Genomic DNA, 15,570 nt, shown 5'->3' on the forward strand with positions numbered 1-15,570 from the left:
TTATTGTAAAAATATATACATTCCATTTTTACCACTTATTATTATTTCTTATAAATTAAACATACAATTATTTTAGTCTAATCTACCTTCATAAATATACTTTCAATTTATGATTTCATATTAACTTTGTCACGAAACTAAACAGTAACATACTTTTATCAGGCTCCCATTATAGATATATTCGTTAATTATATACTACAAGAATATAAAGACTAACTACTAAAATTAGCTTCTAAAATTCATGTCCAATATCAAAGTATCCTCTAATGTTTTGGATTGGCTACGTACCTAAACTTTGGTGTTACTCCACTTAACTAAGGCATGTCTGCTAAATAGAAATCATAGTTGTGAAATATATTAATTTTTTCATCAAACCTGATTATACTTTTTAGCTAAATAACTAATAAATGTCATTATTCTTTCAATCCAATATACAGCGTCTTCGATAGATATATCAGTTATATCAGGGTTACCATGTCTAACATCTGGAAAACCTTCATGAATTCTCTTCCAAATTAAGATTCCATCTTTTAATATGTGTGTATCTCCCCATTTCTGATCTCCTCTTAATTTTTTATCAGCAGATTTTATATCAGCTTCATTTGTAATACTTTTCATAAACGACTCCATAGCTGAAACTGCATCTCTAATAGCATCTTTTCTGCTTCTCAGACCATCTAATGCCCCTTCTCTTACACCATTAATTAATTCATATAAATGTTGCTGTGTTTGTTCACATATTCCTTTTGTAACTTGAATAGCATTAGTTATATCTTCCTGAACTGAATTATCAACTTCCTCTCTAAGAACCCAGCTATAATATAAAAAATTTTTTTCAATATAATAGCCAAAATCATTTTCTTCAAAAATCTCATTAAACTCTTCTATGATACCTAATTGCTCACTTATTTCCAAAATAGCATCCATCAATTTATTAAACTTATTCTGCTGAAGTTCTCTAAAACCGTAATCTAATTGATCAATTAAGAAAGGATATGCATTCTCACTGGTAAGAGGATGTGGTATATTTTTAAACAATATATTTACTATTTCATTTAAAGATACTTCACAACACATTCCCGGTATTACTCCTTCTAATGCACGTATTATCTCTCTAGGCATATCTTTAGTATGATATTTACTATCATCGTAGCTCTTAAAATTTGGATGTTCTTGTAAAAATTTCATTATGTTTCCCCACTTTTTTAATTTTTTATTTAAATTATATGTTAACCCGTATTCCGTATGATTACGGTATTTTTAGGGTTCGTTTTTTATTCCAATTAATAGTTATTTATGACAATAATCTCTTTAACATTTAATATCTGCATATAATTTATATATTCTAATATTTTAGTAAATACCTAAAAGGCTTTGTTAAAAATTCTACTAGTTCATTTTTGAAACTACTCATTATAGGCATATTCTGTCCAGTTTTATGGATAATAAGTAGTTGAAGAAAGTTCCTATTGGTAGTAAATATAATATGAGGGAAGGTCATAATCACTATACACGAAAAATACAAAGTATAGTATATTTTTTATAATAAACTTCATAATGATTCATATAGCTGTTGTGTCAAAAAATTCATTTAATATATTCATATTCCTTTCATCGTATTTAACTAATTGTTTTGTATAAAATCTTTTGCTTAAATCAAACTTATTAAGTAGTCCATAGTCTATAAAATCTTTAATTGTAATAGAAACTCTCTTTATAGGTACTCCAACAACAGCATATTCCTCTTGAAAACAATATATGTAGTCTCCATCATCTTGAATTTTTAAAAGTAATTCATTCAGATTACCACCATCTAAAGCTTCAGCAAACTTATCCCATATGTCTAACCACATAGGTTCTTGGAAAGAAACCGCTCTATAGTTTACAATCTCTCTAGCATCTTGCAACCATTCATAAGAAATTTTGGTATCTATTGTATTTGATAATAATTTATCATCATTACTAAATAAATCAATATAATGACTTATGGTACCTCCATGTGTTGCATTATATTTTTTATTTCTAGTTTTATAAGGAAGTTCATTTTCTTTTAAATGTAGTCTATACATACCATTGAACTGCAATAAAGCATGTCCTCTGCAGGCCAAGGAAGCCCTTATCATATAATATACCGAATAATATAATTTTATTGTTGCCCATGAAAACCGTTTTAAAAAAATTGAATCAATACCTTCCGAAAAACTAATAATTCCATTATAGAAATAGTCAAGGGCATCATCATTTAAGAAACTCTTAAGAACACTAACCTCTCCCTTTGTTAGAACATGACTTTTAAAATCATCTGCTTTTAAACTCAACTCTTCAGGACTGAAAATACCTACAATGCGTTCATATGCTTTTTGTGTTCGATTTCTATCAAAATTTATACTCATTTGTATTTGGCACTTCCCTAAGAACTAATTTTTTGAGGAATTTATAAATCTCATTGCGTTGTTCTTTACCTTGTAAATTCTTAATATCATCTCGGTATATCAATCCCTGCTCATCCATGGCCATAATGGCTTTCATTGTAGTAATTTCAAAAGATTTTAAAATAGCACATTTAGGTATTAAATCTTCACACAAAAACTTAATAGCAGCATGAAATCCAGCATTCATCATAAATGGATTTTGAGATTTTAACCAAATTCCTTCTGATTCATAGTAAAATTTAATGGTCTGAAAAAAATTATTTACTACTTTATATTGAGATTCTAGGTCGCTTAAGTTGTATTGTTGAAATATTCCCTCATCTGTAGTATATTGCTTAAAAGCATTTACTACCGTAGAAAAGTCAACCTTTCCTATTCCTTGGGCAGCACCTGCTACCTTAATTGATTGATAATATGGTGAATCCTTTTCGGTATGCATTTTTTCAGCTATATCATTAGCTCGTACTAAATAGTAATCTTTCGGCTTCAGTTCTGCAAATAAATCATACACAAGGGTTTTTGGTACTGGCTTTTGCTCTGTATTAATATTTAAGAAAATATTTGCAGCTTCTTGGGTAGTAATTTTATTGGTCATAACTACTATTATTTTGTTATTACCTATACTTTTATCTTTTTCACATGCCATCTTTAGACCTTCTAATCTATGTTGCCCATCAATAACTTGAGCAGAAGCACTTACAATTGGTATCTTTATATACCTCTCTGTTATTTCTGGAGAGTAATTTGTATCAGTCCAATTTAATATAAAGGTATTAAAGAACATATTACCTTGTAACACAAAGTCAGAAATTGAAGTAAGTCTACGCTTATTTAAAACTCTTTGCACTGCACCTTCAATTTTATCTCTTCCTCTTACTGCAACATAATAAATTGGCATAATACTATTTATATCCATTAGGAATATATAAGCATCAGTTTTGCCAAAAGTTGTTTTAATGTAATTTTCAGTTTTAAAGTAATTCATAAAGCCACCTCCTAAATTTTATATATACTATTTCGATATTATTATGCAAAATATATCTATTTTGTGCAGCAATTCATTTCATATAGAAAAATAAAATATGCATCGTTAACTATATCAAATATTCATTATTTTCGTAATCCTTAACACTCCTAATTATCTTAATCCTAGCTTTCCATTATAGACATAATTTACTTAATATCCATCTCTCTTAACAAACTTATCCACCTAAATTATACCACTATTTCAAATATAAATCACAATAAACTGTAAAATAACCCAATTTATCTTATCTTCCACCAGCTTTCCCCATATACTTAAATTTATATTCAGGTATTTCAAAAACTACATGTAATCTCTTTGAACCAATCATAACTAAAGCATTTCCTCTTTTTTTACTTGCAAGTAGCTCTTCTTCTGCATCTGTTAGGTTATAAAGCTCCTTTGTTTCATGAAGGTTTCTACCATCAGTACCCATTATTATCTTAAAGCATGGTATATCTAATAAAGCTTGACCATACATTTTAATCTGTGGGTCAAGAAAATCTACAACTGAGTGGCTAATAATAGCAACTCCTGCTTCATACTTTCTTGCTCTTTTTTCTACATTTCTAAGAAATACTAAGCTTTGAGGTACACTAGGATCAATCATTAAATAGGCTTCATCACAAATAAGTAAAACTCTCTCATTTCTATCCTTGCTCATTTCCTGCCAACACCAGGTAAGAATATTAAAATATTGAGTTCTCTTTATATTATCACTGGTATTTTGTAAATCATGGGTATCTAGGCATATACATCTAGTATTTGTTTTAATTGAACTTTTACCATTCCATAAAAAAGAATCACTACCCATAGCAATATCTTTAAGCAATAACGCAAGGTCAGCGAATATATTTTGTTCACTTTCCTTGCGTGTTTTTTCTTTTGTATTTGCTTTCTTGTTTACTAACTCATATAGATCAGAAAATATAGGGAAATCTTCATTATTTAATTTTGTAATATCAGTATCCCAAGTTATATTAAAGTTATTATACAACTCAATAATGCAGTCTTTTAATATAGCCCTTTCTCTGTCAGTAATTGAAGGAAGGTATAAGTTAAAGAATATTTCTAAATTCTTAATGTAGATTGCCATATCACCCATACCAAAGCCTTCATCCTTGTATACCTCATCATCATCATCTATAGGAGTAGGTCTTATTTGCAATGGATTTATTCTTCCATTACTTCCACCACCTGCATTAATCCAATCTCCCTCAAGAGCTTCACATAATTCTTTGTACTCTCTTTCTGGATCTACAAAAATTATTTTGGTACCTTTCATATATTCAGCAAGTGCTATGTGCTTTACTGCTGTACTTTTACCAACACCTGCAACACCCATAATAACCATATTTGTATTGGTTCTGTCATTACCTCTTTTCCAAGTATCAAGAACAATTAATCCACCACTGGTATCACGCCCAAAGTAATAACCTGTTCCATCATTGTATCCACTTGATGAAAAAGGAAATCCCCCTACAAAAGTTGATAGGGGAATAATTCTTGACACTATTTGTTCTATGTTTTCATCTGCTGTATAAAATGGTGAAAGTGTTTTAAAAGCTTGTTCTTGCAAATTTGCAAGGGTTCTTGGTTTGCATTTATTCATTGCACAAGTACTTTCTGTCTTTCTGCAAACTTTATTAAAAGTTTCTTCATCTTTAGATATTGGCATAATAGTTATTCCAAGCAATCCTACTGTTTCACCATTTTGATCTATTTGAACCATTATTTTTTCACCATCTAATGCTGCCCTTTCTGCTCTTTTTTGTGCTAAAGGATCTTTTGCACTTTCAGCAGCTCCACGATTCTGAATAACACTTCGTGACAGGCTCTCAATAAAAGAACCATTGTCAATAGGTGTGAATGATACACTGACAATGGTACTTGGTATATTTGTTATTTTAGAAAGCCAACCGTAGTCAACTTTCTGAGGATACTTTACTATTCCATAAACCTTTCCTGTATTTTCTCCAATAATAAGACTGTTTCTTTTAATTTCTAGCCCCATTGGAGTTATTATATTTAACAATGCATTATTAATTGGCATTGTTTCTATTTGTTGTTTTCTTTTCATGTGTTTTCTCCTCATCTAATTTGATAAAATAGGTATTGTTGCTTCAAATTCTGTATCTTCAAGATTTGAATAAGCAGGATTATTTACTAGGTTACAAAGCCTTACTATATCTTGCTCTTTTAATATTTCACAGCGTATACTGCCACTTTCAAACTTTGATACAAATTCATAGCATCTTTTAACTAAATCTCTTTCTATTCCCTCTTCATATTTCTCCCAGATCATAATATAAAACTGTCTTTCAACCACATCTCCTGATAAAGCATAATTGCTCATTACAAGCATTTCATTTCTTAATAAATCTTTTTGCCTTTGGTCTGATGTACTTGCAATAATTTGTGTATATTCATTGATAAGTGGTGATATATCTACTGGTCTTGAAATAGCAAGAAATTTAAAAGGCTTCTGCTCACTGGAAAGTTCTGCTGTAAGTGTTTTGTTTAATTGTTTCTTTTCTCTCTCTGAAAATAAATCTATACTTATAGGATTAATTTTGATGTACATAATAATTTGACCGTCCCTTGTATAAAGGAAACGGTCTTTAATATCTTTTACATTTACAAACTCATTAGCTGTCTGCTCATCTTTATTTATGGTTTCTTTAGATTTTCTCTTATCTTTTTTAAGAAAAACTAAAGTTCCTCCTCCAATTAAACAAACTATAATCATAATAATGGGTATAATAGACTTCATGTTGTACCTCCTAAATTTCAAATTCTGCTTCATCCCAAGGCATCACTTCTATTGTTGATGCTTCCTTCACATCATAAAAGCCATAGTGTTCTGGCTCTTTAAATCTTTCTGAGCACTTTTTTATCTGCTCATCATTTAAGGATGTAAATTGTCCTTCCTCATTAAATCCACAAAGAAAAAACGTGCCAGCAATTATATCTCTGCCAACACGTCTATTACCTTCTAATCCTATTAATTTTCCTTCTTCATTACATACAAGGCTTGTATTTTCATCTAAATCTACAGCTTGAATTAATCCTCCAACTATCTTTTGCATTGAACGTAACTCCTTATTAATCTCTGCTTCATAAGGTACTTTTTGTGGCTCAATTATTAATATTCTCATGTTATTTCATCTCCTTTAATTTTTAGGACCAATATGCCAATCGTCATATAAACTTCCTTTTATATTCACATAATCATTTAAGTTTATTGACAGCATTCCATCTGGTGTCCATGTATCAATAATCTGTGCATAAACGTTATATGTTCCGTCTGGATACCATATTGGAGTAAAGTGTACTCTTTGATTATAGGTTGAGTATTTATTATTTTTTAGTTTAAAACTTGAAGAGTACCCTGCTGACACCCTATCTAATACTCTGTTGTAATTTTGGTAATTAAATTCAGGGTAATATGATATTACATTCTGAGCACCTGTTATTGCTGAACTTGGAGCATTAGAGTTTAAATTTGTTGCTACATTTATATTTACACCATATCCTGATTTTATTGTTTTTAATAATGCTGTGGGAACTCTACTATCAGGCTGAACATTAATACTAGCTGAAAGATTTGCAGTATAACTTATCCACCTATATTTCCAATCTCCCCTGTCTACCCAATGTCCATTATCCACCCAATGTCCTCCACCACTACCGTTACTAACCCAGCTCCAATCTGCATCCCATTCCCATTTAGGTTCCCAATAACAATCCCATTCTCCCCATGTTGCTGAAGTCTTTTGTGGGTTACTTGGAATGCTTGGTATTTTAAAATTATTATTTTTATCATAAGCTGTTGGATTAGGCGGTGTATTTTCTTTTAAATCTACAATTTTTGCTGTAATGGATGCTCTGCCTGCGGATGCTCCACAAACACTTACATCAATATTAAGTGTTTGTGGTGTTAATGGAGTATGCCACTTAAACCAGACTTTCTGTGATTCATCTTCTGGAATATAGATATTGTTCACAGTATAATTTTGTCCATTCATTCTAAATGTTACGGATACAGGACTATCTGGAGTGCACCTTTTTTGTGTAGTTACTGTTATTGAAGTAATAACATCAGTATCACATCTGTATTCATAGTAGTTAGTATCTATAACAACTCCTTTGTCGGCTTCACTGAAACGCACAATTCCAAGTCCTAAATATGCTTTTATTTGTGCATTGGATACTTTTTGATTATTAGAACCTGTCCATGCTGGGAAACCTAAATCAGAAGTTTGCAAAAATAAGGCAAGAGGTAAATTTTTATGAGATAAACTTACCATCTTGCTTCTTAGTCCTCCACCTAATTTTTCATCATATAAAGCTGCTTCATGTGCAGTCATAGCTATATAAACACCTTGAAAAGTCATATATGCTATAGGTTCTATAAGTAATTTATAATCACCGTTTATAAGATTTTCATATTTCATTGCTGTAATATCTGCAATTAATCTTATTGCATATTCTGAACAAAAATATTTTTTAGTAGCTTCAATATTTATACTGTAACTACTTGAACCTATTATCCTTGGCATTGGCTGTAAAGGCTTATAATACACATAACCATTCATTCTTGGAACTAACGTATCACCATTTATATATTGAATTTTGCTCTTTTTGCCAAAATGACCAATGGTAGAAGGCTGATTATTATTTGAAAAATCAATAGGTGTAGTAACAGGCATTTTGTCACTGTTTCTAATAACTATTACTCTTACACCATCATTACCTGGATTCCAAAAGTTTTGATTTGTACCATTTCCCATTCCGCCTCCTCCACCATCAAAGTTTCCATCTCCAGTGGCAAAAGCATTTTTAGGAATAGCAATAAGTATTAGCATTATACAAAGTAAAAATGCTGTTATTCTCTTCATAAATACCTCCTAAAAAATTTAAAGAGTACAGCTTTTGCCATACTCTTTAAATATATTTTTATAAATCTTAATCCATTTTTCCAACCTGTTTATTTATATCTCCATTAGAATTTACATTTTGCCCTTTATTTGCACCACCATCTTCAACCTGTCCGAATCCTGGGAAGTTTACCTGTCCTTCATTATTAGTTTCTCCATCCTTTGGTGTTTGAAGTTGAGGTTTTACTTCCTTTTCAGGATATGTTGGAACTTTATTTTTATTTGTTACATCATCATTAGTCTTCGGTTTTTCTTTTGGTGGTTCAGGTTTAACAACTTTATTCTCTTTCTTTGTAGTTTCAGGATTTGAATTTAATTGTTTATCTTCAGTGGGTTTTTCCGTTTTTGCATCATCATTTTTTAAATATACTGATTCATTATCCTTTACCAAAGCTTGAGTATCTTTTGCATTATGTTCTTTTGTTATAGAAGATATTAATATAGTTCCAAAAACTATAACTAAAACCACAAGAACTGATACTAAAATATTTTTCTTTACCTTTAAATTAAGTTTTTTCATAAAAATTACCTCCCTTATTTTTTAGTTAGCGAGTTTCTCTACTATTGTTAAAAAACAAACATACTTTCATTAAGATGTCCAGATGTTTTTCAAATAAATTTTTCACTTCATTTATTCACATTTTTCCACAACATTTCCTGTGGATATGTTATTAAGTTTAAAACTTTTGTGTGTAACCTGCCTTAACTTTTAAATTTATTTGAAGTGGCGGTAGTTTACCCCATCCAAAGGATAACGGTACTTCAAGATGAATATATGCTTCTGCTTGAAATTTTTGTAGACTATCAGGATTTGATGGTGCTAAAGGAGTATTTGTAATATTTACTTTAAGCTCTGAAAGTTTATACTCTGCTTCTTTCCCTGTAATTTTAATATGATATACTCCATCTTTTTCAAGTCCAAGGAGATTATCAAGATAAGCATATACATCTCCTGTATCAAGTTTACTTTCCCATTTATCTGAAGATGATAATGTATATCCTCCACTGTAACCTTCCCTAAGTCCGTTATATACATCATCATAATTTTGAGTTGCAACAGATATAACAGAAGTTTGAAGTGCATCTCTTACTCCCTTTGCAATTATTTGAAGCCTCATGTATTCTGATACTGCACTAAATATAAGTATTAATGACATGACTATAGCACAGGCAAGTGGCAATGCATTTCCTCTTTTTTCTTTCAATATCCTTTTTAAAGTTCTTATTTCCAATATACTTCGCTCCTTCCTGTTGCCTTTGCTTTAAGTTCAATAGGAAAAGAACCAAAGCTAAAAAATCCTATATCTACTGTACTTGATACTGTTACTGTGATTTCATCATTAAGCTGTACTTGTTTTGTTCCGCTTAAATAATTCGCCTTCCATGAAATTGCAGGATTTATTCCTGTTTGTTCCTTTAATTCTTCTGCTTTCGCATTTACTTCTGTTCCTACTCTTCCTGAAATTTCGGCAGTTCTAATAATTTCATTGGCATAATTATTGAGCTGATTTTTAGCAATAAATACTGGAAATACCTTTACTGCAAAAGCAATCACAAGCATGGCAGATATAACAATAACAACAGTATCAATATACCCTTCTCCACGTTTGCATTTAAGTAATCTCTTCACCTTACCACCTCCTAAAACATATTTCCAAGTGTTTTAACAATTTCAACTCCCATTACTCCAAGATACATAAATACAAAGCATATGAGCATTGCAAAGGAATATTTACGAATTTTTGAAGGCTGTTTTGCTGCTATTCCTTTAAGTCTTTGAAGTTCTAACTGTTTTAGGTCATGAGACAGCATTTGAAAATATACAACGCCATCATCTCCACGAAGTACACTGATTAACCCTCTTATAACCTCTGATAAAGTTGAACTTCCAAGCCTTGTTTCAAATCTTGTAAGGGCAGCTTCATAGCTACCTGATTTCATATCTGCAATAGTTATTTCTAATTCACTTTTCATACTCTTTCCTGCATTTTGCTTATAGGTTTCTAAGATTGAAAGAACATCTCTACTTGCCTTTAACTCCTGAGTAAGTGTAGAAGCAAACCTCGGAAGCTCATATTCAATTTCCTCACGTTGCTTTTTCACTGCTTCATCAGCACTTTTTACTTCTTTAAAATAAATAGCAACAGTTAAAAATAAAATTACTGGACTTATCATAGGTAAAATAATTAAAGCAGGGATAATACTTAAAAGTACCATTCCTGCTTTAATATAAGCTCTTGCTATATAAGTTTCTGGTGATAAATTAATTTCTGCTGACTTTAAGCTGGCTATCAACTTTCGCTTTTTATAATCATTGATTTTGATATACTTTGAAATCTTAGTTGAAAGTTCTAAAATGAATACATCAAAATTTTTGACTTTTTTCTTTTCTCTTTTATTAATGCTTAAAACTACTTTAGAAGCCTTATAACTTGGTAGTTTTAAATAATCTACCAACATAATATAGATTCCAAAGGAAAATAAACATATAAAAACAAATAATATACTTAGCAAAATCTCACCCCCTCTAATCTTTATAAACTTTTCTATACTCAACTGGTTTTGTCAGTTTAATCACCGCTGCCAATGATATAAATATCACCAGAATACATATAGCAAGTATTGCTTTGCCCATGGTTGTAAACATCAAAGTTTGATACCATGATTTATTTAAAAAATACATAAGTGGTATATTACCTATTAAAAGTATTGTCATAGTTATAAACTCTTTCATTGGTTCATATAAAAGATAATCAAGTTCTGCACTTACAATTCTCATATCTGAAAGTTTTACAACTATTGGTGTTAAGGTACTTTTTAAATTTTTATTATCTTGACAAGCAATAACTCCGTCAACCCATTCCCTAAATACGTCATTATCAATCTTAGATTTTAGATTTTCTAATGCCATTTTAATATTAGAATTTATCAGCTTAGTTTGTGTAAGAAAGCTTTTAAATACATCAGCTGCAGGTGGATTAATATATGTGATATTTTCATCAACTGCTGTAATTATACTTTCACTTCTTAAATAAGATGTTGTTATTACTGATAAGGATGTTTCAAGCTCTGAATTTAATTGCTTTTTATAAAATGTAGCTGTAAACTTAATATACCAAAATGGAAGTAATGCAAATCCCCCTGCAAGTATTGGTATTAAGAAAAAGTTATTCATAGATATTGCTGTCATCACACCTAAAATAAATAACGCAAAAGATAACACACAAAGTATTGAGAATTTTTCACTCTTATTGGTAGCTTCTAAAATATCCTTTATTTCTTCTATTAGAAGTTTTAATCCTTTTGGATTTTTCTTCTTAGTAATCTCTATAACTTTTACTTTAAGTGTTTTTTCTTTACTCTTAAATATTTTTGAAATATACTCTGCAAATTCTAATGGTTTAATGGAAAGAAGTATAAAACTTCCTGTCACTAATCCTAAAAATGCTATTACATTAAGTAATGTCACTGCTATCACCTTCTTTCAACAAACTATGAAGGATATTTAAAGGCATACCATTTTCAAGAAGTCTTTTTTGCAAGCTCTTCGAAATGTTATTAACCTTCTCATAATTACCGATTATTTTTAACTTTCCATCTACTACTTTATTTTCTTTGATGTTATAACGAAAAAGAGTGTGAATTTGCCTTTTGCCATCTGGCAATATTTCACACTCTGTAATCTCCATAATCTTTCTTGAATTATCCTCTAACTTCTTTGAAAAGAACACAATAGGAAAAGCTTCTGTTACCAAAGCATATAATGTATCATCATTAATATCGTATTTCATCTTACATAAAGTAACCATACGAAAATATGTGGCTTCACATGAGTTTGCATGGGTTGTTGTAATAACTGCATGTCCTGTTCTTGCTGCCTCTTGAGCTGAAAAAGATTCATCTCCCTTCATTTCTGCTACACATATATAATCTGGGTTGGATGTTAAAACACTTTCAAGTAGTTTTTCTTGGTCTATATTTTGTTTTTTATCCTCACTGTACCTTGTAACTGTATGCACCACACTATTTATAATATTCCCTTTTTCATCTTCCTTTACAAGATCAAATTCCCTTGTGCCATTTTCTATGGTAAAAATACGTTTATCATTAGGAATAGTTGAAAGTAACCAGCTCATCAAAGTTGTTTTACCTGATGATGTAGCTCCTGTAACGCACATACTTAAACCATATCTTAAACAAACACCTAAAAAATTAAGCATTTCTGCTGTGGCTGTTCCGTTATTTATAAAATCCTCTCTTTCTAATTTTTGAGGATTAACAATACGGATAGATACTGCAAGTCCTTTATCATGATCCATTACTCCATTTCCAAACACAGTAATTCTTATCTTGTTTGATAGATGTCCTCTTACTACAGGTTGTGAATTATCCAGTATCATGCCTGATTTATGAAGCAATCGCCTAATCACATCAATGGCATGTTCTGGAGAATTGAACTTTTCTTCTGTAGGTAGTATTTGCCCATTTGAATAAGTAATTTTAATGTCTCTCCACTGATTTATATTTATTTCCTCTACATCTTTTCTGAAAAGATATTTAGTAATGAAAGAGAACTCAGCCATCTCTGAATACAAATTTTCTACAAGTTCATCAAAGGATAAATCTTTAACCCCTAGTGAATAATCCATAAGGTATTTAGATATATAGGATTTAATCTGTTCCCTTTGCATCTCTGGATTATCGGATATTAATATTGAGTATTTATTTGAAATATACTCCTGTACCTCTTGTAATACATCAGTAAATTCTTTGATATATTGTCCTGAATTAAAAAACAAAGCAGCATTATTCATTACTTCTTCCCTCCCTTGAACCATGGTAAAACTCTCCCTGAACTCTTCTTAACTTCAAAGCTTTCATCAAAAATTAAATTAATTAACTCTCTAATTGTTGCATTGTATTCTTCCTTTTCTTTTGATTTTAGCCCTTGAAAAAGTTCACCACATAAAAACTGTTCTGATATTTCTTCAAGATGTGGTAACTCATACTTTATACCATGATATTTTTCCTTTATCTGTTCTTTTGGCTCATTATTCTTAACATCAGATAAAACTTTAATATGGCTATCTACATTAAATCTCCTATCAGCTAATAAAGATAAATAAGAATCAAAATAGGCTACAGCTTTTAAATTTGAACTTTTAAGCCTTATAACTTTATCTGCCATTTCAAGTGCAACTGTTGATAAAATATCAGAAGTAAAAATACTAGAGCAATCTACAATCACATAATCTGCTAAATGTCTAAGCAGTATTAACAAATCTACTGCTCTTTCTTTTGAATACTGTGCATAGGTAAATATGTTTTCTCCTTGCTCATATCCTAGAATACTTATATACCTATTTTTTCCCAAAGTAATACACTTAGATAAAATATCTTCCTGGCTAATATTAGGAGCTGATAATAAACTTCCAAGTGATTTTTTCTCTGTCTTAACATTAGGTAAAACTATCATAGATTCCGGACACAATGTGTCACACATTACAATAATTACATTTTTCTTTTTTAATGATAATTCTCTTGAGATCTTAATACTTGTTGTAGTTTTACCACAATTGGGATTTCCCCATATAGCAAGAATTTGATTACTTCCCATTTATATTCCTCCCTGTGCTTGCTTGATAACGTTAACTTCAGCATTAGAAGTAGCGTTACCACTTGAATCTTTAATAACTTTTTCTTGCTCATCAATAAATTTTTGTGCTGTTTCTTCATTACCACGATAAATAAGGGACACATGCATTTTGCTCTTTTCCTCTAGTTCTGCTAATAGTTTTGCTTGAGCTTTGTTTACTAAAAGGGTTACTGTGGATGGAAGCTCTTGTTCTTTATCATCCTTTTTATTATCCGTATATTGTTTATCTGCCCCTTTATCTGTGGTAACAGCTAAAACTCTTATATATTGAAGTTCATTAGGTATAATAGTTTCTCTTAACTCACCAAAATTACATGCAATAATTGAAATAATATCTCCTGTTTGAAGCTTTCCTGATAGTCCTGCTGCAAAACTTTTAATAGAAATTGAAATGGCTTGCTTATTACCATCTAACCCATAAAGATATTTATTTTCTGCAAGTGGATTAGTCGATACTTTGCTATTTAACACATAATCACCTTTAAATAAATCTGCTGTTGCATATTTACCAACTACATTTTCCTTATTTTTTAGAACTGTGGTTGGTAAGTTATAACCACCTATTTCTACAACTTGAATCTTATCTGCTGTAATTTTTTCTCCTGCTTTAACATCCTTAACAATTCTTACAACTGATATCTTGGACTGTAATGCATTATTAAAAAGTGGTGTAACTCCAAAGCAAATTAAGAGTGATAACACAATGGCTGTAAGCCCCACTACTGTCCTATTTTTAAATAAATTCTTCATCTTAACATCCTCCTGTAATTACAAATGATAAAAAACACCCTATAGATAAATAAGGTGCTAAGGGAAAGGATATATTTTTATCCTTATTCTTTATTTTGTAATAAATGAAATTAATTGCTACTGCTAAAGTAAGACCCATAATACTTGCAATAAAACCTCCCTTCAATCCTAAGAAAAATCCACCGGCTGCCATAAACTTTACATCTCCACCACCTATATCATCACCTTTTAATAAGGCTGCTATAAAGAATGGCAATGGAACAATGATAAATCCCATAGTAGCATCCATAAGACTTATTTTAATCAAGCCAACGACCATAATCATAAGATGTACTTTGTCTGGAATAATCTTTTCTTTTATGTCACTATAGCTTGCATACATTAAAATTAAGGCGTAAAAAAAGCCCTTGAGGATTAAACTCATATCATCCAAAGCTACCTCACCTCCATTCATCAAGATATTTGTATCTATATTTCTTCTGTGACTTAGCAAACTTAATTATAAATTTCAGCTGATCTACAACTGAAATATTGGTTTTATCCTTGGTAAGCATCATTACAGAACCTGCAATTGCAGATAAAATAAACACCACACAAAATGCGGTGCTCTTAGTCAACATATATACAATTACATCAATTGCTCCTGCTACTAATGTAGCAAGGATAGCTTGAAATAATTCTTCTTTTCCAAAACCATCAAAGATTTCTGTTTTGGTTTTTAAACCTAGTGGGATATATAAGGTTTCTTTTTCGTGGTTTTCCATGAAT

At 30.6% G+C, this 15,570-nt stretch carries 17 protein-coding genes; all 17 read right to left on the reverse strand.

Translation table 11 applies throughout. The features are described from left to right. Window positions 1–369 precede the first annotated feature (369 nt). The 17 genes from HGI79_RS03480 to HGI79_RS03560 all read right to left on the reverse strand — a co-directional run bounded on the left by HGI79_RS03480 (window position 370) and on the right by HGI79_RS03560 (window position 15,566). A complete protein-coding gene (locus HGI79_RS03480; protein WP_185649270.1) occupies window positions 370–1,188 on the reverse strand; it encodes a hypothetical protein in 819 nt (272 codons plus the stop codon). A 374-nt stretch (window positions 1,189–1,562) separates the two neighbouring features. Continuing rightward, on the reverse strand, window positions 1,563–2,393 hold the full coding sequence (locus tag HGI79_RS03485) for a hypothetical protein (RefSeq protein WP_185649271.1): 831 nt from the start codon (window positions 2,391–2,393) through the stop codon (window positions 1,563–1,565). Further along, on the reverse strand, window positions 2,377–3,417 hold the full coding sequence (locus HGI79_RS03490; protein WP_185649272.1) for a DGQHR domain-containing protein: 1,041 nt from the start codon (window positions 3,415–3,417) through the stop codon (window positions 2,377–2,379). Before HGI79_RS03490 ends, HGI79_RS03485 begins: the two co-directional genes overlap by 17 nt. A 286-nt stretch (window positions 3,418–3,703) precedes the next feature. After that, window positions 3,704–5,536 carry a VirB4 family type IV secretion system protein gene (locus HGI79_RS03495; protein ID WP_185649273.1) on the reverse strand — a complete coding sequence of 611 codons (1,833 nt, stop codon included), beginning with the start codon at window positions 5,534–5,536 and terminating at the stop codon, window positions 3,704–3,706. A gap of 15 nt (window positions 5,537–5,551) precedes the next feature. Beyond that, window positions 5,552–6,229, reverse strand: a complete 678-nt coding sequence (locus HGI79_RS03500) for a hypothetical protein (protein ID WP_185649274.1) — start codon at window positions 6,227–6,229, stop codon at window positions 5,552–5,554. Window positions 6,230–6,239: 10 nt separating this feature from the next. Continuing rightward, a complete protein-coding gene (locus HGI79_RS03505; protein WP_185649275.1) occupies window positions 6,240–6,614 on the reverse strand; it encodes a DUF3846 domain-containing protein in 375 nt (124 codons plus the stop codon). A gap of 15 nt (window positions 6,615–6,629) precedes the next feature. After that, window positions 6,630–8,357 (reverse strand): hypothetical protein, encoded by a 1,728-nt coding sequence (locus tag HGI79_RS03510; RefSeq protein ID WP_185649276.1) that lies wholly within the window; start codon window positions 8,355–8,357, stop codon window positions 6,630–6,632. A 67-nt stretch (window positions 8,358–8,424) separates the two neighbouring features. Beyond that, window positions 8,425–8,916 (reverse strand): DUF6550 family protein, encoded by a 492-nt coding sequence (locus HGI79_RS03515; RefSeq protein WP_185649277.1) that lies wholly within the window; start codon window positions 8,914–8,916, stop codon window positions 8,425–8,427. A 157-nt stretch (window positions 8,917–9,073) separates the two neighbouring features. Beyond that, window positions 9,074–9,628, reverse strand: coding sequence for a hypothetical protein (locus HGI79_RS03520; RefSeq protein WP_185649278.1), 555 nt, complete (start codon window positions 9,626–9,628; stop codon window positions 9,074–9,076). After that, window positions 9,619–10,026 (reverse strand): DUF4320 family protein, encoded by a 408-nt coding sequence (locus tag HGI79_RS03525; protein ID WP_185649279.1) that lies wholly within the window; start codon window positions 10,024–10,026, stop codon window positions 9,619–9,621. The genes HGI79_RS03520 and HGI79_RS03525 overlap by 10 nt, the downstream gene beginning before the upstream one ends. 11 nt (window positions 10,027–10,037) lie before the next feature. Continuing rightward, window positions 10,038–10,910 (reverse strand): secretion protein F, encoded by an 873-nt coding sequence (locus tag HGI79_RS03530; protein ID WP_185649280.1) that lies wholly within the window; start codon window positions 10,908–10,910, stop codon window positions 10,038–10,040. A gap of 13 nt (window positions 10,911–10,923) precedes the next feature. After that, the gene (locus tag HGI79_RS03535; protein ID WP_185649281.1) at window positions 10,924–11,865 is read right to left on the reverse strand and encodes a type II secretion system F family protein; all 942 of its coding nucleotides are present in this window, start codon (window positions 11,863–11,865) and stop codon (window positions 10,924–10,926) included. Next, window positions 11,852–13,210, reverse strand: coding sequence for a CpaF/VirB11 family protein (locus HGI79_RS03540; RefSeq protein ID WP_185649282.1), 1,359 nt, complete (start codon window positions 13,208–13,210; stop codon window positions 11,852–11,854). The genes HGI79_RS03535 and HGI79_RS03540 overlap by 14 nt, the downstream gene beginning before the upstream one ends. Then, entirely contained in the window at window positions 13,210–14,013 is an 804-nt protein-coding gene (locus HGI79_RS03545) for a ParA family protein (protein ID WP_185649283.1), read from the reverse strand. Before HGI79_RS03545 ends, HGI79_RS03540 begins: the two co-directional genes overlap by 1 nt. Continuing rightward, the gene (locus HGI79_RS03550) at window positions 14,014–14,802 is read right to left on the reverse strand and encodes a Flp pilus assembly protein CpaB (protein ID WP_185649284.1); all 789 of its coding nucleotides are present in this window, start codon (window positions 14,800–14,802) and stop codon (window positions 14,014–14,016) included. A 1-nt stretch (window position 14,803) separates the two neighbouring features. Beyond that, window positions 14,804–15,226, reverse strand: coding sequence for an A24 family peptidase (locus tag HGI79_RS03555; protein ID WP_185649348.1), 423 nt, complete (start codon window positions 15,224–15,226; stop codon window positions 14,804–14,806). 16 nt (window positions 15,227–15,242) lie between these two features. Then, on the reverse strand, window positions 15,243–15,566 hold the full coding sequence (locus tag HGI79_RS03560; protein ID WP_185649285.1) for a hypothetical protein: 324 nt from the start codon (window positions 15,564–15,566) through the stop codon (window positions 15,243–15,245). Window positions 15,567–15,570: the final 4 nt, after the last annotated feature.

Source organism: Clostridium sp. DJ247, from assembly GCF_014231265.1.